This is a genomic window from Salidesulfovibrio brasiliensis JCM 12178 (assembly GCF_001311825.1).
GTDB lineage: Bacteria > Desulfobacterota > Desulfovibrionia > Desulfovibrionales > Desulfovibrionaceae > Pseudodesulfovibrio > Pseudodesulfovibrio brasiliensis.
Window position 1 is genome coordinate 1 of record NZ_BBCB01000024.1, and the last position, 16,601, is coordinate 16,601.

Genomic DNA, 16,601 nt, shown 5'->3' on the forward strand with positions numbered 1-16,601 from the left:
CCGCGAGCCGGAGGAGGGGCGACCGGATTTGCGGCGCGTCGCGGAACCGTAGGCGGGCATCACCCGCCGTCCGTAGACGAGGCAGTCGCTGCAGGCCAGTCCCTTTTCCGTTTTCATGGCGAAGTCGTGGCCGGGAATTCTGTCCCCGCAGACACAGCAGCGTTTCGACATCATGGTCCTCCTTGCTGGTTTCGGCATTGCTTGTCCGTCACCTCCGGCAATGCAGACCGTGTTCCAGAAACGCCGTTTGTCGTGAAAGAAAACTCTAGAAAAAATATAAACCAGTGATTTCGACGAGCTGGAAAAGCAAAGCCCGGCAACCCTTATAAGGGTTGCCGGGCAAGTCTTTCCGGGTGGGGTGCGGGCTAGAGGATGAAGCGCGAGAGGTCGCGATCTTCGACCACGTCGCCGAGGCGTTCGCGCACGTACTCCCGGTCGATGGACACGGACTGTCCCATGCGCTCCGGCGCGTCAAAGGAGAGGTCTGCGAGGATCTTCTCCATGAGCGTGTACAGGCGGCGCGCCCCGATGTTTTCGGTCTCCTCGTTGACCTGCTGGGCCATGGCGGAGATTTCCTCAAGGGCTTCCTTGGTGTAGTCGATGGCGATGCCCTCGGTTTCCAGAAGGGCCTTGTATTGCACGGTCAGGGCGTTCTTGGGCTCGGTGAGGATGCGGTAGAACTCGTCCTTGCCGAGGGCGTGCAGCTCCTCGCGTAGCGGAAAGCGGCCCTGCAGCTCGGGAATGAGGTCCGAGGGCTTGGAGTAGTGGAACGCTCCGGCGCCGATGAACAGGATGTGGTCGGTCTTGACCATGCCGTGCTTGGTGTTGACCACGCAGCCTTCGACGATGGGCAGCAGGTCGCGCTGCACCCCTTCGCGGGAGACGTCCGCGCCGCCCTGTCGGTCCTGACGCGCCGCGATCTTGTCCACTTCGTCCACGAAGATGATGCCGCCCTGTTCCACACGTTCGCGGGCCTGATCGGCCACCTTGTCCATGTCGATGAGCTTGTCGGCTTCTTCGTCGACGAGCGTCTCGTAGGCGTCGCGCACGCGCATCTTGCGGGGCTTCTTCTGGCCGGGGAACATCTTGCCCATCATGTCCTGCATCTGCATGCCCACGTCTTCCATGCCGGGCATGCCCATGATGCCCACCTGCGGGCCCTGACTGGTCACTTCGATCTCGATTTCCCGTTCGTCCAGCACGCCGCGGCGGAACATGTCGCGGAATTTCTCGCGCGTTTCCGTGTCGCGCGGTTTGGGCGGTTCCTGATCGGGCGCGTTGAGGGTGAAGAAATTGTTGGCGGACTTGGGCACCGAGCCGGGCAGCAGCAGGTCGAGGATGCGCTCTTCGGCATTTTTCTCGGCACGATCGCGCACGCGCTCGGTTTCTTCCTTGCGGACCATGTTCACGGCGATCTCCATGAGGTCGCGAATCATGGATTCCACGTCGCGGCCCACGTAGCCCACCTCGGTGAACTTGGTGGCCTCGACCTTCAGGAAGGGGCAGTTTGCCAGCCGGGCCAGCCTGCGGGCGATCTCGGTCTTGCCCACGCCCGTGGGGCCCATCATGATGATGTTCTTGGGAGCGATCTCGTCGCGCAGTTCCGGGTCGAGCTGCTGCCTGCGCCAGCGGTTTCGCATGGCCACGGCGACCATCTTCTTGGCCTCTTCCTGCCCGATGATGTACTTGTCCAGTTCGGTGACGATTTCGCGCGGTGTGAGGGTGCTCATTTATTTATCCTGTGTCTCGATGCTGATGTTGTCGTTGGTGTAAACGCAGATGCTCGCGGCGATCTCCATGGCCTTGCGGGCCACCTCGGCGGCGGAGAGGTCGGTGTTGTCCTTGAGGGCGCGCCCTGCTGCCAGAGCGTAGGAGCCGCCCGAGCCGATGGCCGCGATGTCGTGGTCCGGCTCGATGACGTCGCCGGTACCGGAGATGATGAGAATGGTTTCGGCGTCTGCGGCCAGCAGCATGGCTTCGAGCTTGCGCAGGTATTTGTCCGTGCGCCAGTCCTTGGCAAGCTCAACGGCCGCGCGGGTCAGGTTGCCGGAAAAGGACTCCAGCTTCTGTTCGAAGCGCTCGCAGAGGGTGAAGGCGTCCGCCGTGGCCCCGGCAAAGCCGACGCTGACCCTGTCCTTGTAGAGTTTTCGGACCTTGCGCGCGCCGTGTTTCATGCAGATGGCCTGTCCGAAGGTGACTTGTCCGTCTCCGGCAACGGCGGTGCCGTTGGCGTCCTTGACCGCTATGATGGTGGTTCCCTTGAGTTCCATTGAGTCCTCGCTCGTTAGTGTCGTGGCAGTATGGTTTGCGCGGTGTCGAGCCACGCATCGTAAGCGTCCTTTCCATGCAGCACCATGGCTGCCTCCTGCACCAGCCCTTCCTTGAGGCTGTCCATGAGCGTGCCAAGCGCGATTCTTGCGGCCTGTTCGACCGGGTAGCCGTATACGCCGCAGGAGATGGCCGGGAAGGCGATGCTAGAAATGTCATGGTCCCGCGCGAGGCGCAGGCTGTTGGCGTAGGCGTTTTCCAGCTGTTCCGGCTCGCCTTCGGAGCCGCCGCGCCAGATGGGGCCGACGGTGTGGATGATATGCTCGGCGTGCAGGTCGAAACCGGGAGTGATGACCGCCTGCCCCGGCGGCAGGGAACCGATCTCGCGGATGATCTCCTGACACACCTGCTGAAGGCGCATATGACCGGCGGCGCGATGGATGGCGCCGTCCACGCCGCCGCCTCCGGCAAGCCGGGAGTTGGCCGCGTTCACGACGGCGTCGGTCTGCATGGTGGTCAGGTCGCCCTGAAGAATGTGCAGGGTGGTATTGCCGAACGTCCAGCGGGTCATGATGGCGAATAGGTAAGACCTTTGCGCCGCTTGGCAAGGGGGGAAGAGTCAGTATGTCCAGTTCAGGCCGATGAAGCCGCCGCCGCTGGCATCGACGCCTGTGGTGGAAAGCTGCGTTCCGGAGCTGTTGTAGGTCTTGTACTGACGGTTGAAATGGTATTCCGGCCCCACGCTCATGATGAAGTGTTCGCTCAGTTTGAGGTCGAGGTAGGCCCCGATCCTGGAGCGGCGAATGCGACGTAGCCGTTCTTGATGAACTTGCTGTGTGGCGACAGACGGTAGGTCTTGTCCTGTGCGGAGTATCCGATGCGGAACGAGTATTCCCGTGGCGAGTCTTCGTCGAGGTTGACGCCAAGGGCTTCGAGGACCTGCCGGAAGTGCTTCTGGGAGACATGCACCGCAAAGCCGATTTCGCCGTCCGCAAATAGGTCGCTGTTCAGTGCGTTGAGCGCCGTGACGCGCACCAGCCCGCCGATCATCCAGCCTTCCCAGAAGTCGAAAGCCAGCTCACCGTTGAGACCCGCGCCCACCGCGCCGGGGAAGCCTTCCTCAAAGGCCGAGGTCGCCTCGGCGTTCAGCCAGTAGTGCCAGCGTTCAAGGAACGAGCCCTTGAGCAGCCGGGCCTGAAATGAAATGTCGTGCAGGCCGCTCCATGGGGCGTGCTTGTCCGAGTGGTTGTCAAGAAGGGCGCCGGAAGACCACTCGAAGGAGTTGTAGGCGTAGTCGATGCTGAAGATGGAGTACTGTGCGCCGAGCTGAAGCTGGGTAACGGTCACGGAGCCGTCGCTGCCGTGAATGTTCGAGGCGGGCACGATGGCGAAGCCGGTGTGAAAAGCCAGTTCGCGTTCGTTACTGTCTGTGAGCGGGTCGAGGGTGAGGTCCGGGTCTGCCGTAATGTCGAACTCCTGCGCCCCGGCAGGCAGGGCGCAGAAGGCGAAAAGCAGGGCGAAGAGTATGGCGAACGCTCGTGTCACGGGCATGAACCTCCACGGGCAGCGCGGGCTAGTCTTCTTCGGGACGCAGTTCCTTGATGGCCTTGGCGTAGGCGTTGAACACGTCTTCACGGTTGATGAGGCCGATGATCTCGTCCGAGGAGTCTTCCTTGAGTACCGGAATCTGGCCGTAGTCGGTGTCCACGAAGCGGAGCAGGGCCTGATACAGGTCGTAGTCCGGCCGCACATAGGCGGGCTTGGTGGCAAGGTCGCGCACCACGACGAGGTCGAACAGGTTTTCCTCGAACATCCAGTTGCGGACACTGTGGATGGAGAGAATGCCGGAGAAGTTGCCCTCGCTGTCGCGCACCGGGAAGTAGAGCTGGTTGGTGTTGGCGATGATGTCCGTGAGCGCCTTCAGGGTGATGCGTTCGTCGAGGATGGTCACGCGCTCGGGGCGGAAGAAGTCATTCACCTTGAGCTGTTCGAGCACGTTGATGGTGGTGTCCTCAAGGTGCGCGGGCGAGTCGAACTTGTTCTCCACCTGATGCTCGTAGAGCGAGTACTTGCGGCCGAGCACGATGCACAGGGCCGAGGCGAGCATGAGCGGCGCGAGCAGGCCGTAGCCCTGCGTCAGCTCCGTGACCATGATGAGCGGGCCGATGGGCGCGTTCGCCACGCCCGCGAAGAAGGCCGCCATGCCCACGAGGATGTACGCGCCGGGCTGGGTGACGATGCTCGGGAAGAGCTGGTTGCCGATCTTGCCCACCAATCCGCCGGACATGCCCCCCACAAAGAGCGCGGGCGCGAACATGCCGCCGGACATGCCGGAACCGATGGTCAGCGAGGTGGCCACGGTCTTGCCGATGATGATGCCGCACATGGCCATGAGCGGCATCTGGCCGAGGATGGCCAGCTCCAGCCAGCCGTAGCCGCCGGAAAGCACCTGCGGGTAGGCCCAGCCGAGCAGTCCCATGGAGAGTCCGCCGAGGCCCGTGGCCCACATCAGGCCGACCTTGTCCTTGAGCGGGAAGAAAATCTTGTACTTGATGGTGTAGAAGGTCTTCACGTAGAGCCAGCCGGACCCTGCGCACACGAACGCGAGGATGATGTAGAAGATCAGCTCGCGCGGATCGTTGAACATGAACCGCGGGATGCCGAAGATCGGTTCCGAGCCGTAGAAGAAGGTGAAGATGGAGTAGGCCACCACCGAGCTCATGACCGAAGGCAGGATGGCCTCGGCCTCGAAGTCCTCGCGGTAGATGACCTCGATGGCCGTGAGCGCGCCGCCCAGCGGTGCGCGAAAGACCGCGCCGAGCCCCCCGGCCGCGCTGCAAGCAGGAGCAGCCTGCGTTCCTTGGCGGAGAAGTGAAAGCGTTCGGAAATCCAGCAGCCGATGCCCGCCCCGATCTGGGTGATGGGTCCTTCTCGGCCCGCGCTGCCGCCGCTGGAGATGGTCAGCACCGAGGTGAAGCCCTTGATGATGGGCACCAGCGGGCGGATGTACCCGCCCTTGTTGTGGAAGGCGTTGATGGTGGAGTCGGTGCCGTCCGTGCCGCCGGTAATGGTATCCGGGATGAATTTGCTGATAAGCCAGCCCGTCAGCAGGCCGGTGGCGGTGGTGGCAATGGGGATGACCCAGCCGCGCAGCTCGGTCTCATGCGCGTGGAAAAGCTGTTCGCCCGCCGGATGCGGGGAGATGACCCCTGCCAGTTTGGCTGAATGAGGTACTTGCCAAGTTCGATGGCACCGAAGAAGGCTACGGCCACCAGACCGGCGAAAACGCCCACGAGGGAACCCACCACCAGCCAGCGGAAAGAGGCGATGTGGCGGTAGGCCTTGACGAAATCACGCCCGTATTCAAACAGGTAGGCAAGCGCTTTCATGGTTACCCGGCCTGCGTTTCGATGCGGGAACGGGTCATGCGGATGGCGGCCTCCGGTTCGGAGAGGATCTGCCTGCCGATGGCGATGTCCTTGCCGATGCGCTCCTTGAGCTCGTCGATGCCGTTGAATTTGCGCTCGTCGCGGATTCGCTGGACGAAGTGAACACGGATGTCGCGGCCGTAGAGGTCGCCGGAGAAGTCCAGCAGGTGTGCTTCCACCGAGAGGGCGTCATTGCCGAAGGTCGGGTTCTTGCCGATGTTGGCAACGCCTTTGTGCGGCTCGCCGTCCACCTCGACCCAGATGGCGTAGACGCCGGGTTTGGGGAAAAGTTCGTCCACCAGCTTGAGGTTCGCGGTGGGGAAGCCGAGCAGCCTGCCGCCGCGGTTCATGCCGTGCACCACCTCGCCTGCCACCTGATAGAAGCGGCCAAGAAGCGGCAGCGCGTCCCACACTTCCCCGGCCTGCACGAGGTCGCGGATGCGAGTGGAGCTGACGATGGCGCCCTCCACGGTGACGGGTTCGAGCCGCTCGACGTTGAAGCCCATGGCTGCTCCCAGCTCCATGAGGGTGTCGTAGTTGCCGGAGCGGCCCTTGCCCATGTGGTAGTCGTGGCCGATGATCAGTTCCTTCATGCCCAGCCCTTCCACAAGGTACTGGCGCACGAACTCCTCTGGGGAGAGCGCTGCGATGTCCTTGGTGAACTCGAGAACCAGCGCCACCTGCGGGCCGTACTGGGAGATGAGCTCCAGCTTTTGCTCGATGAGGGTGATGAACGGCGGGGTCTTGCGGCCGGTGAGCACACGCAGCGGGTGCGGGTCGAAGGTCACGACCACGCTGGTGAGGTCATTCGCCTGTGCCTTGTCGCAGGTCAGGCCGAGCAGCTTCTGGTGTCCTTTATGAACGCCGTCGAAGTTGCCGATGGTCACTGCCGCGCCCTGAACGGCGTCTCGTATTTCGTCTATTGTCCGTGCGACTATCATTGTCCTGTCCGGGGTCGATGTAGGGGGGTATAGCTACCGCAATTCCGTACGCGCTTCAAGGTCGGAGTGGCCGGGCGTCCCGGTGGCTAGAACGAGTTCCTCAACTCTTTGGCCTTTTTCTTTTGTTCTTCGGTCTTTGCGAGCTGGGCCGCCTTGTCCGCATGCAGACGCGCCTTGCGGTAGTCCTTGGAGTAGACATACCCCCAGCCGAGATTCAGGTGCCCGCCGAACAGGTCGCCTGATTCGCCGAGGGTTCGCCCCAGCGCCATGTAGACTGCCGGATTTCTGCGCAGATGCGAAACGGCCTGATTCAGGTACGCTTCGGCTTCCTTGTACTTTTTGCGCTTGAGCTGCAACTCGCCGAGGCGAAGCAGTATAATGGGGTCGTCCGGAGCAACGAAGGCGGCCTTCTGCAACAGGCCCGCAGCCCGCCCGAAATCGCCGAGACGGGTAAACAGGCTCCTGCTTCGCGCAGCACGAGCGGGTCGCTGCCGTCCATGGCAACGGCCTTGTTCATGGCCTCGGAGGACTGCTCGGACTTGCGGGCGCGTTCCAGCGCGAGCGCGTAGCCCATCCAGTCCAGCGCGGAATATTCGTTTTCCGGTCGGTTTTCATAGTACCCCAGCGCGATGGTCGGCGGGTCGTAGCGCCCGCGGAGCAGGGCCTGCACCCGGAAGAGGCCTTCGTTGTCGTCCTTGCGTTTCGTGAAGTCCGGGGGGAGCCTGCGGATGCGATCCTCAAGGTAGCCGATGCGTTCCGAGAGGCCGGGGTGAGTGGAAAGATAGGCGGGGATGCCGTTCTCGCCCGGTGCGGCGTACCACTGCTTCTTGAGCATGGTCTGGAAGGTCGCGGGCATTCCCTCGGGGTTGTACCCGGCCTTGACGAGCGAATTGAGGCCCACATGGTCCGCGTCACGCTCATCCTGCTGGGAATAGGTCAGCATGGCTGCGGTGCCTGCGGCTTGGGAGCCGACCATGAGACCCTGTGCCAGCTTGCCGCTCTGGCTGCCGCCGCCCGCCACGCCCAGAAACGCTCCGGCGAGCATGCCTGCCATGGTCAACGTGTTGACCTTGCTGGCTTTTTCCAGACGGTTGGCTATGTGCCGCTGGGAAACGTGCGCCAGTTCGTGCGACACGACCCCGGCCAGTTCCGACTCGGTGGCAACACTCTCGATCAGGCCCGTGAAGATGTATATGTACCCGCCGGGAATGGCGAAGGCGTTGAGCGCCGGGTTCAGCACCACCCTGCTCTTGATGTTGAAGGGCATGGGGTCCTTCGCCTCCACGATGCGGTCGACCATCTTGCGCACAAAGGAGACAACCACGGGGTCGTCGAGGACGGCCATCTGGTTGTGGATCTTCTGGTCGAATTCCGCGCCGATCTCCTTTTCCTTGGAGACCGTAAGCGTGGGCGTATCGAGAAATGCGGCTGCGGGGCCCGGCCGGAATACGAGGGCCAGGAGCACCAGAATCCATGCAATGCGTTTCATGAAATCTCCGGGATGTTTGAGTCACAATGTAAACATCGTGGCCCGGCCGGGCAAGGCGTGAAAGAAAAAAGGATGCGAAGAATCTCTCCGCATCCTTGTGAGTCTGATTCGCGACCGTGCCTATCGGTTCATCATGTCCATGAATTCCTTGTTGCTCTTGGAGCCTTTCATCTTGTCGATGAGGAATTCCATGGCGTCTATGCTGTTCATGGGCGACATGAGTTTTCTGAGAATCCAGACGCGGTTGAGCACTTCCTGCGTGAGCAGCAGCTCTTCCTTGCGGGTGCCGGAGCGGCTGATGTCGATGGCCGGGAACACGCGCTTCTGGGCCAGATGGCGGTCCAGATAGATTTCCATGTTGCCGGTGCCCTTGAACTCTTCAAAAATAACGTCGTCCATGCGCGAGCCGGTGTCGATGAGTGCGGTGGCGATGATGGTCAGGGAGCCGCCCTCCTCGATGTTGCGCGCCGCGCCGAAGAAGCGCTTGGGGCGCTGCAGGGCGTTGGCGTCGATACCGCCGGAGAGGACGCGGCCGGACGAAGGCGTGACGGCGTTGTAGGCGCGGCCCAGACGGGTGATGGAGTCGAGCAGCACGACCACGTCGCGCTTTCTTTCAACCAGCCGCTTGGCCTTGGCCATGACCATCTCGGCAACCTGAACGTGACGGCTCGGCGGCTCGTCGAAGGTGGAGCTGACCACTTCCGCGCGCACGGTGCGCTGCATGTCGGTCACTTCCTCGGGGCGCTCGTCGATGAGCAGCACGATGAGGTCCACTTCGGGGTGGTTGGCGTTGATGGAGTTGGCGATGGACTGAAGCATCATGGTCTTACCCGTGCGCGGCGGGGCGACGAGCAGGCCTCGCTGGCCCTTGCCTATGGGGGCGAGCAGGTCGATGATGCGGGAGGTGTAGTTTTTGTCCCCGTTTTCCATGCGGAGCATTTCTTCGGGGAAGAGGGGGGTCAGATTGTCGAAAAGAACGAGGTTCTTGGACTGGGCGGGGTTTTCAAAGCCGATTTCGCTGACCCGTAATAGGGCGAAGTAGCGTTCTCCCTCCTTGGGCGGGCGAATCTGCCCGGCGACAACATCGCCCTTGCGTAGCCCGAAGCGGCGGATCTGCGACGGCGAGACGTAGATGTCGTCCGGTCCCGGCATGTAACTGTACATGGGGGAGCGCAGGAAGCCGAATCCGTCGGGAAGCACTTCGAGAACTCCTTCGCCGAAGATCTGCCCGTCGCGGGAGGCGCACTGTTGCAGCAGGGCGAAGATGAGCTCCTGCTTGCGCATGCCGCTGGGATTTTCCACGTTGTACTGAACGGCGAGGTCCATGAGCTCCGGCATGGAATGCTGTTTCAGTTCCGTGAGATTGAGCTTCTCGACGGGGCCCTTGTCTTTTTTGGGAGAATTTTTTTCGTTTGACTGTCATGTGGTGAAAAACGTTACATGTGGGAATGTTGCGTTATTCGCAATATATGCACGAATAGCGCTGTACTGGTATATCGCATCCCTGCAGCAGGGACTGACCGCAAAGGTGTAGAACAATACGGAGAGGCCGGAATGGTGCCGACCGATTGGAATCGGAAGGAAACCGGGTCGGAAGGACGTATCTCCAGTTTTATTTCAGCAGGGAATTGTTTTGCCCGCATACCCCGCGGCCAATGCCGTGGTTTGTAGCGGAAGACCTAAACAGGCGTTACACCAATCCGGGTCGGATGACAAGGCGTTTACGCCCCATCTTCTTTGTTTTCGTCATCTGTGCGGATCACATCGGCGAACATCTCGTGGATTTCTTCCCTGATGACTTCCTGATCCCTGTCCAGTGCGTAGGCAAGCTCCATGGCCACAAGCCCCATGGCCTGCTCCAGAAGTCGTCGCTCGCCGAAAGAGAGTTCCTTGTCTCTGCCGATGAGAAAGAGCTCCTTGAGCACGTATGCGACATCGGCAAGGTCGCCGCTTTTGAGTTTTTCCGAGTACTCGCGGTAGCGGCGGTTCCAGTTCTGGCCGGTATAGCCGGTAAAGTCCGTGCGGTCCTTGAGGGATTCGAAAATGTCCTGCCCGATCCGCAGGGAGCAGACGGGACGGAGGCCGACGTTCTTGGCATTGAGCACGGGCACCATGAGCGTTACGTTGTTGCTCAGGATGCGCACAATGTAGAATTCGGCGGATGCACCGCCGATTTCCTGCGTCTCAATACGTTCGACTTTCCCAACCCCTTGGGATGGGTAGACGACCAGGTCGTTTAACTTGAACACGGGAAGGGGACTCCTTGGTTACTCTCTGCCTTGAGCGGCAACGCTCATACTACCTTATTTGTCATGCGGAGTCCATGGCCTCTTGATCGGATTCCGTAGTTGTCCGAAAAGGATGGAGAAACTGTTGTGCTACGCCGCTTCCGCGTCTAAGCAGCAAATCCAGTCCCTTGACGGTTGCCTTGGTGACTTCCGCGACATCGGCAAGGTCGCTGTCGGGGAAGGGGGCCAGCACCCAGCCGCTCACGTCGGGGCGATCCGCTGGCGGCCTGCCGATGCCAAGGCGCAGCCGCCAGAAGTTCGGGGTGCCGAGCCGCTGCTGGATGTCCTCAAGCCCGTTATGGCCGTTGTTGCCGCCGCCCTTCTTCAGCTTGATGCGCCCCAGCGGGAGGTCCAGCTCGTCATGCAGCACCACCACGTTGTCGGGTTCGATGCCGCGTCGGCCGCATATTTTCGCCACGGCCTTGCCCGAGAGGTTCATGTACGTCATCGGTTTGCAGAAAAAGCGGGGGCCGCCGCCGTACTGAGCTTTCCAGAGGTCGTAGTCGCCGGACTCGTCAATGGTCTCGAGCCGCATGCTCTTGCGTTTTTCGCCGAGGGCGAGCAGCGCGTCCACGACCATGAAGCCGAAGTTGTGGCGCGTACCGGCGTACTGCGGACCCGGATTGCCGAGGCCGACGATGAGGGTGTTGGATTCCATGGCGTTCTTGTATCAAAAAAGACCCCGGTCCGCACCAGTGCGGGCCGGGGTCTGTTCTTTCGGCAGGCAGGCCTTATTCGGCGGCCTCTTCGCCTTCGGCGGATTCTCCGCCTTCGGCTTCACCTTCCTCGCCACCGGCTTCGCTTTCTGCGATGTCGGCTTCGGCGGCTTCAACCATGGCTGCAACGGCACCCTTGGAGAGGATGGTCAGCACGGCGAAGTTGTCGTCGGAGATGGGGGTGACGCCCTCGGGCATGACCACGTCTTCAATGTGGATGCGGTCGTTGACTTCGAGGTTGGTGACGTCGATTTCAATGGCCGGCGGGATGTTGCCCGGCAGGGCCATGATTTCGCACTGTTCGCGGTACTGCTCGAGCATGCCGCCCTTCTTGACGCCCTTTGCGGTGCCCTTGACGCTGAACGGCACGACGACCTTGAGGGGCTTGTTCATGTCCACGCCGAAGAGGTCGGCATGGATGGCAAGCGGCTTCACCGGATTGTATTTGATGCGCCAGATCAGGGAGGGGATGGTTTCGGTCTTGCCGTCGCGTTCCAGCTCAAGGTTGAGAAGCTGGGTGTTGCGCAGGGTGCCGTATGCCTTCTGCAGGGCAACGCGCTCAACTTTGACGGGAATGTTCACGCCTTCCTGATTGTAGAAAACTGCGGGGATCATGCCCTGGGCACGAAGACGGCGGTTGGGGCCCTTCCCGGTTTCCTTGCGCTCGTAAGCTTTGAGAGTGATTTTTTCGGACATTTCGGTTTCTCCTTCAGTACGCCCTGGCCGCCCCCTATGGACGGACGTGCGCGGCCCTTTCGGCCGTGGTTATACGAAAAGAACGCTCACCGAGGATTCGGTGTGTACGTTGTTGATCGCCTTGGCAAGCAGGCTGGCCACCGAGAGCTGCTTGATCTTGGAGCATTTCTTCCTTTCTTCGTCCAGCGGGATGGTGTCGGTGACCACGATCTGGGAGAAGACGGACTCTTCGAGGCGCTGGATGGCCGGGCCGGACAGGATCGGGTGGGTCACGCAGGCCATGACGTCCTTGGCGCCGTTGTCCATGAGGACGTTGGCGGCGGCGCACATGGTGCCTGCGGTGTCGATCATGTCGTCGATGACGACCGCGACCTTGTCCTTGACGTCACCGATGATGTGCATGGCCTGCGCCTGATTGGGCGCGTCGCGGCGCTTGTCCACGATGGCCAGCGAGGCGCCGAGGCGCTTTGCGTAGGCACGGGCGCGCTCCACGCCGCCCGCGTCCGGGGAAATGATGACGTAGTCTTCTTCCTTCTGCTTCAGGTGCTCGAGAAGCACGGGCGCGGCGTACAGGTTGTCCACCGGGCAGTTGAAGAAGCCTGAATCTGGCCGGCGTGCAGGTCCACGGTGACAAGGCGCTGCATTCCGGCGGTGGAGAGCACGTCTGCCACCAGCTTGGCGCTGATGGGCGCGCGGGGAACGACCTTGCGGTCCTGACGGGCGTAGCGTAGTAGGGGACCACGGCGGTGACGCGGGATGCGCTGGCGCGCTTGAGCGCGTCGAGCATCAGGCAGAGTTCCATGAGATGGTAGTTGACCGGCGAACAGGTCGGCTGCACCACGAAGACGTCGTCGCCGCGGACATTTTCACCGATTTCGATGCGGATTTCCCCGTCGCTGAAGGTTTCCCTCAACGCGGGGGACAGTTTGCATCCGAGATGTTCGCAGATTGCTTCGGCAAGCTTGGTGTTTGCCGAGCCGCTGATGATCTTGAGTTCGCCGTGCATGGACCTCTCCCTTCTCCAAGGAAAAATTGGCTGGGGTGGTAGGACTTGAACCCACGAATGACGGGACCAAAACCCGTTGCCTTACCAGCTTGGCTACACCCCAGCATCTGGCATCAGAAGCCGTTTTCCCACACGCGCAGTCCGCGCCTCCGGGCGTCTTCCGCAGCGCGGGACATGCCCACGCCGGATCGAAAAAAAGCGAAAACGCTTGCTCCGGAACCGCTCATGGCTGCCGCGCATGCTCCGTGTCGGTAGAGATTTTCCTTTTCCTTCCGGATGGTTGGAAACTCCGGGAAAATCGCGTCCTCAAAGTCGTTGTGCACATGCAGCCGTCGTGCGGGAACCGAGTTCTTATTATCGACGTTACCGCTTGTCAAGGGCTCCGTGGTTTTCCTTCTTTTCGGAAGGCAGACGCGGTCCCACTCGCGGTAGGCCCATGCGGTATTCACGTGTATTTCCGGGGTGATGATGAGCAGGTTGAGCCCTTTGAGGGAAACATCGCAGGGCTGGAGCCGCTCGCCGATGCCTGCGGCACGGGCCGGAACGCCCTTTAAAAAGAACGGCACGTCCGCGCCGAGCCTCGCGGCAAGTTCGTTGAGCGCATCGGCTGAGAGCGCGGCTTCCCCGGCAGCCTCGTTCAGCCAGCGCAGGAGGGCGGCCGCGTCGGTGCTGCCGCCACCAAGTCCCGCTCCCATGGGGATGTGCTTGTGCAGCGTAACCCGGATGCCGGGTGCAAACCCCGTGGCCTCGCGGTACGCCCGCCATGCCTTGGCAACAAGGTTGTCCGGGCCTTCAATGGATTCATGGCCGGGGCAGCGCAGGGAAAACCCGTCGCCGGGTTCCACTTCCAGAATGTCGGCCGGGTCGGGCACCGGAAGAAAAAGGGTGTCCAATTCATGAAAGCCGTCCTGCCTCACGTCCACGATGGAGAGGTTCAGGTTGATCTTGCACGGGGCGGTGAGGGTGGCTGCGGAAATAGTCATGGCATGAAAAAGGGAGGGCCTGTCGGCCCTCCCGGTGTCGGTTACTTTTTGTCGATCGGGATGGCGATGAACACGGACCGTCCCTGCCGCTTGACCAGCAGCATTATCGCGCCGCGTTCTCCGGCTGCATCAAGCACCTTGCGGAGTTGCTCCACGCTGTTCACGTCCTGCTGGTTGGCCTGAACGATCACGTCGCCCTGCCGCAGTCCTTCGCGCATGGCCGGGGAGTTGGCCTTCACGCCGGTAATGACCAGCCCTTCGGGTTTTTCGAGGCCGAGGGCCTTGGCTTCATTCTCGTCCGCTACCGGACGCAGGGTGATGCCCAGTTCCTGTGCGGACTGGTCCTTTTGCGGTGCGGGCTTTTTGCCGGGCTGCTGCTGGCGCGCGTTCTTGGAACGGTCGCCGAGCGTGACGGTGGCCTTGACCTTCTCGCCGTTGCGCCAGAGCACCAGATGGGCCTTGTCGCCGGGACGCAACCCCGCGATCTTGCGCAAGAGGTCGTTGTTGTCATCGACCGTTTTGCCGTTGACGCTCAGAATGACGTCGCCCTGCTTCACGCCCGCCTTGCCTGCCGGGTCTTCGGGGAAGACCTGCGCCACGAGCGCGCCGGTGGGCTTGTCGAGGCCGAGCGCCTTGCGTCGGTGTCGGAGAGGCCGCGGATGCTCACGCCGAGCCAGCCGCGCTTGATCGTTTTGCCGCTCTTGAGCTGCTGGATGATCTTGGCGGCCATGTTGCTGGGGATGGCAAAGCCCAACCCCTCGCCGGAGGGGATAATGGCGGTGTTGATGCCGATGACCCTTCCGTCCAGATCGATGAGCGGACCGCCGGAGTTGCCGGGGTTGATGCTCGCGTCGGTCTGGATGAAGTCGTCGAACGGACCTGCGCCGAGGATGCGGCCCTTGGCGCTGATGATCCCCTGCGTGACGGTGTGGCCGAGGCCGAACGGGTTGCCGATGGCCAGCACCCATTCACCCACGCGGGCGGTCTCGGAGTTGCCGAAGCGAAGCACCGGCAGCTTTTGGCCTGCCTCGATTTTCAGGAGCGCGAGGTCGGTTTCCGGGTCCAGCCCGACGACCTTGGCTTCGTATTCCTTTTCTTCATCCTGAAGCAGCACGCTCACCTTGTCCGCGTCCTGAACGACGTGGTTGTTGGTGACGACGTAGCCGTCCTCGGAGATGATGAATCCGGAACCGAGCGAGTTCTGCTTGCGGGGCTGGTTGGGCATCTGCCCGCCGAAGAAACGCTCGAAGAATTCACGGAAGGGATGTCCCTCGGGCAGTTGGTCCTGACCAAAGAACTGTTGGGGCTGTACGGCCTGATTTTTCGATTCCGTACTGATGTTCACCACCGCCTTTCCGGCGTGCTCCGCCAGATCGGTGAATACGGGCAGCTGCGATTTGGCCATTGCAAGGGCCGGAAGCGTTGCCACGATCACCAGGGCGAGGGCGAGTGGTTGAAGTTTGCGAATCATTGAGTCCTCCTGACGACTTGAAAACGGTAGTGCGGGCAAAGGCCCGATTCCTAGAGTATAAGAGGTGATTCGTTTTTGTAAATAGCCGAGATGAAATAGGGCCCTCTTTGCCCTTACCCCCGGTGCCGCTTGGGGATGAACAGCAGCAGGAAGAGCGGCACCAGCGCGCCGGCCATGCCGCTCTGCGCCACAAACAGCGGCTTCGAATCCCAGCCGAGGGTGATGACCTCCATGGCCACCGCGCCCACAAGGAAGAAAGAAAAGGTAATGACCGAGGCGGCGGTGCCTGTGTCACGCGTGACCTGTTCCAATATGACATGGTTGCTGATGGGGCGGCTCAGGCCGAGGAACATGGTGAAGAAGAACATGGGCAGGGCAAAGCTCAGTGGCGAAGGGCCTGCGAAGAAGTGGATGCCCGCAGCCGAGGCGAACATGCCCGCAAAGGACAGGATCAGCAGGTGGTGCGATTCGACATGCACGCACAGGCGCGAGCACAGGAACGAGCCCAGCATCAGCCCGAAGGCGTTCAGGGCGAAGTACAGTCCGTAGGTCTGCTCGGAGAGTCCGAAGCCGTTGATGTAGATATCCGCCGAGCCGCCGATGAAGCAGAAGAAGGCGAACGCGGCCACGGCGAACGCGATGCAATAGAACATGAAGGACATGTTGCGGGAGAGCCTTGCATAACGCCGCATGGCGTCGCGTACACCGCCCGGTTCGGGGTTCATAAGCGGTTCCTGCAGCCTGAACGAGCCGTACAGCGCGGGCAGGGCGAGTATCGCCTGAGAGAGGAATATGCCGCGCCATGAGAACGCCTGCAGCATGAACGCGCCGAGGGACGGGGCTATCATCGGGCAGAGCGGCACGATGACGCCGACGTATGCCAAGAGCTTCTTTCGGGCTTCGCCTTCGTACAGGTCCTTGACCAGCGCCAGTCCCACTGCGGACGCGCCGGCTGCACCCACGGCCTGCACCGAGCGGGCGATTATCAGCACGGTGATGCCCGGCGACAGGGCGCAAAGCAGGCTCCCCACAACGTAGAGCGATATGCCCCAGATCAGCACGGGACGGCGGCCCTTGGTGTCCGAGAGCGGGCCGTGCACGAGCAGGAAGGCGCTGAAGGTCAGGAAGAAGGCCACCAGCGAGAGGTTGGCGTGCGTCATCGTGATGCCCCACATGGTGCACAATGAGGGGATCGCGGGCAGGTACATGTCCGTGGACAGGGCGGGGAACGCCACGAGCAGCAGTATCAGGACAAAATGGTTCATGCAGTACCGGGTGTCGATAGTTTCAGGAGGCCGGAGGTCCGGCCATTCGG

The 16,601-nt window shown here is 61.7% G+C and carries 18 protein-coding genes, 1 tRNA gene and 2 pseudogenes; all 21 read right to left on the minus strand.

All coding sequences use genetic code 11. The annotated features are described in order from the left end of the window. Positions 1–365: 365 nt before the first annotated feature. The 21 genes and pseudogenes from hslU to JCM12178_RS08100 all read right to left on the minus strand — a co-directional run bounded on the left by hslU (position 366) and on the right by JCM12178_RS08100 (position 16,551). Complete coding sequence (gene hslU / locus JCM12178_RS08020) at positions 366–1,730, minus strand: ATP-dependent protease ATPase subunit HslU (protein WP_054650340.1); 1,365 nt, start codon at positions 1,728–1,730, stop codon at positions 366–368. Further along, on the minus strand, positions 1,731–2,270 hold the full coding sequence (gene hslV, locus JCM12178_RS08025) for an ATP-dependent protease subunit HslV (protein WP_054650342.1): 540 nt from the start codon (positions 2,268–2,270) through the stop codon (positions 1,731–1,733). It abuts the gene before it with no gap. 14 nt (positions 2,271–2,284) lie between these two features. Continuing rightward, entirely contained in the window at positions 2,285–2,839 is a 555-nt protein-coding gene (locus JCM12178_RS08030) for a macro domain-containing protein (RefSeq protein ID WP_054650345.1), read from the minus strand. Between the two features lie 48 nt (positions 2,840–2,887). Further along, positions 2,888–3,016: a hypothetical protein gene (locus tag JCM12178_RS20480; protein ID WP_284690208.1), complete on the minus strand. Its 129-nt coding sequence runs from the start codon at positions 3,014–3,016 to the stop codon at positions 2,888–2,890. Positions 3,017–3,030: 14 nt separating this feature from the next. Beyond that, the gene (locus tag JCM12178_RS08035) at positions 3,031–3,819 is read right to left on the minus strand and encodes a hypothetical protein (RefSeq protein WP_054650347.1); all 789 of its coding nucleotides are present in this window, start codon (positions 3,817–3,819) and stop codon (positions 3,031–3,033) included. A 22-nt stretch (positions 3,820–3,841) separates the two neighbouring features. Beyond that, positions 3,842–4,420, minus strand: coding sequence for a CBS domain-containing protein (locus JCM12178_RS20775; RefSeq protein WP_369404483.1), 579 nt, complete (start codon positions 4,418–4,420; stop codon positions 3,842–3,844). Then, positions 4,406–5,484: pseudogene (locus tag JCM12178_RS20780) on the minus strand (chloride channel protein); the annotation flags it as partial. The pseudogene JCM12178_RS20780 and the gene JCM12178_RS20775, both read right to left, overlap by 15 nt. Then, the gene (locus JCM12178_RS20785; protein WP_369404480.1) at positions 5,373–5,657 is read right to left on the minus strand and encodes a hypothetical protein; all 285 of its coding nucleotides are present in this window, start codon (positions 5,655–5,657) and stop codon (positions 5,373–5,375) included. The pseudogene JCM12178_RS20780 and the gene JCM12178_RS20785, both read right to left, overlap by 112 nt. A gap of 2 nt (positions 5,658–5,659) precedes the next feature. Beyond that, complete coding sequence (locus JCM12178_RS08045; protein ID WP_054650349.1) at positions 5,660–6,637, minus strand: bifunctional riboflavin kinase/FAD synthetase; 978 nt, start codon at positions 6,635–6,637, stop codon at positions 5,660–5,662. Between the two features lie 86 nt (positions 6,638–6,723). Beyond that, complete coding sequence (locus JCM12178_RS17725) at positions 6,724–7,053, minus strand: tetratricopeptide repeat protein (protein ID WP_172677093.1); 330 nt, start codon at positions 7,051–7,053, stop codon at positions 6,724–6,726. Beyond that, positions 6,948–8,126: a M48 family metallopeptidase gene (locus JCM12178_RS08055; protein WP_054650353.1), complete on the minus strand. Its 1,179-nt coding sequence runs from the start codon at positions 8,124–8,126 to the stop codon at positions 6,948–6,950. The genes JCM12178_RS17725 and JCM12178_RS08055 overlap by 106 nt, the downstream gene beginning before the upstream one ends. A gap of 120 nt (positions 8,127–8,246) precedes the next feature. Continuing rightward, a complete protein-coding gene (gene rho / locus JCM12178_RS08060) occupies positions 8,247–9,452 on the minus strand; it encodes a transcription termination factor Rho (protein WP_439646698.1) in 1,206 nt (401 codons plus the stop codon). Between the two features lie 395 nt (positions 9,453–9,847). Continuing rightward, on the minus strand, positions 9,848–10,375 hold the full coding sequence (locus JCM12178_RS08065; protein WP_054650357.1) for a CarD family transcriptional regulator: 528 nt from the start codon (positions 10,373–10,375) through the stop codon (positions 9,848–9,850). 61 nt (positions 10,376–10,436) lie between these two features. Continuing rightward, entirely contained in the window at positions 10,437–11,072 is a 636-nt protein-coding gene (gene pth / locus JCM12178_RS08070; RefSeq protein ID WP_054650359.1) for an aminoacyl-tRNA hydrolase, read from the minus strand. 73 nt (positions 11,073–11,145) lie between these two features. Then, positions 11,146–11,826 (minus strand): 50S ribosomal protein L25, encoded by a 681-nt coding sequence (locus JCM12178_RS08075; protein WP_054650361.1) that lies wholly within the window; start codon positions 11,824–11,826, stop codon positions 11,146–11,148. A 69-nt stretch (positions 11,827–11,895) separates the two neighbouring features. After that, positions 11,896–12,832, minus strand: a pseudogene (locus tag JCM12178_RS08080) (ribose-phosphate diphosphokinase). A 27-nt stretch (positions 12,833–12,859) separates the two neighbouring features. Continuing rightward, positions 12,860–12,935, minus strand: a tRNA-Gln gene (locus JCM12178_RS08085). Positions 12,936–12,945: 10 nt separating this feature from the next. Beyond that, a complete protein-coding gene (ispE, locus tag JCM12178_RS08090; protein WP_054650362.1) occupies positions 12,946–13,815 on the minus strand; it encodes a 4-(cytidine 5'-diphospho)-2-C-methyl-D-erythritol kinase in 870 nt (289 codons plus the stop codon). Positions 13,816–13,856: 41 nt separating this feature from the next. Further along, positions 13,857–14,414 carry a PDZ domain-containing protein gene (locus tag JCM12178_RS20790; protein WP_369404481.1) on the minus strand — a complete coding sequence of 186 codons (558 nt, stop codon included), beginning with the start codon at positions 14,412–14,414 and terminating at the stop codon, positions 13,857–13,859. Then, positions 14,369–15,286, minus strand: a complete 918-nt coding sequence (locus JCM12178_RS20795; protein WP_369404482.1) for a trypsin-like peptidase domain-containing protein — start codon at positions 15,284–15,286, stop codon at positions 14,369–14,371. The genes JCM12178_RS20790 and JCM12178_RS20795 overlap by 46 nt, the downstream gene beginning before the upstream one ends. A gap of 113 nt (positions 15,287–15,399) precedes the next feature. Next, a complete protein-coding gene (locus JCM12178_RS08100) occupies positions 15,400–16,551 on the minus strand; it encodes an MFS transporter (protein WP_054650364.1) in 1,152 nt (383 codons plus the stop codon). Positions 16,552–16,601 lie beyond the last annotated feature (50 nt).

Coding starts and splice junctions, on each gene's coding strand:
- hslU (WP_054650340.1), bottom strand. CDS start 1,730: ATGAGCACCCTCACACCGCGCGAAATCGTCACCGAACTGGACAAGTAC.
- hslV (WP_054650342.1), bottom strand. CDS start 2,270: ATGGAACTCAAGGGAACCACCATCATAGCGGTCAAGGACGCCAACGGC.
- JCM12178_RS08030 (WP_054650345.1), bottom strand. CDS start 2,839: ATGACCCGCTGGACGTTCGGCAATACCACCCTGCACATTCTTCAGGGC.
- JCM12178_RS20480 (WP_284690208.1), bottom strand. CDS start 3,016: ATGAGCGTGGGGCCGGAATACCATTTCAACCGTCAGTACAAGACCTAC.
- JCM12178_RS08035 (WP_054650347.1), bottom strand. CDS start 3,819: ATGCCCGTGACACGAGCGTTCGCCATACTCTTCGCCCTGCTTTTCGCC.
- JCM12178_RS20775 (WP_369404483.1), bottom strand. CDS start 4,420: ATGGTCACGGAGCTGACGCAGGGCTACGGCCTGCTCGCGCCGCTCATG.
- JCM12178_RS20785 (WP_369404480.1), bottom strand. CDS start 5,657: ATGAAAGCGCTTGCCTACCTGTTTGAATACGGGCGTGATTTCGTCAAG.
- JCM12178_RS08045 (WP_054650349.1), bottom strand. CDS start 6,637: ATGATAGTCGCACGGACAATAGACGAAATACGAGACGCCGTTCAGGGC.
- JCM12178_RS08055 (WP_054650353.1), bottom strand. CDS start 8,126: ATGAAACGCATTGCATGGATTCTGGTGCTCCTGGCCCTCGTATTCCGG.
- rho (WP_439646698.1), bottom strand. CDS start 9,452: ATGGACCTCGCCGTTCAGTACAACGTGGAAAATCCCAGCGGCATGCGC.
- pth (WP_054650359.1), bottom strand. CDS start 11,072: ATGGAATCCAACACCCTCATCGTCGGCCTCGGCAATCCGGGTCCGCAG.
- JCM12178_RS08075 (WP_054650361.1), bottom strand. CDS start 11,826: ATGTCCGAAAAAATCACTCTCAAAGCTTACGAGCGCAAGGAAACCGGG.
- ispE (WP_054650362.1), bottom strand. CDS start 13,815: ATGACTATTTCCGCAGCCACCCTCACCGCCCCGTGCAAGATCAACCTG.
- JCM12178_RS20795 (WP_369404482.1), bottom strand. CDS start 15,286: ATGATTCGCAAACTTCAACCACTCGCCCTCGCCCTGGTGATCGTGGCA.
- JCM12178_RS08100 (WP_054650364.1), bottom strand. CDS start 16,551: ATGAACCATTTTGTCCTGATACTGCTGCTCGTGGCGTTCCCCGCCCTG.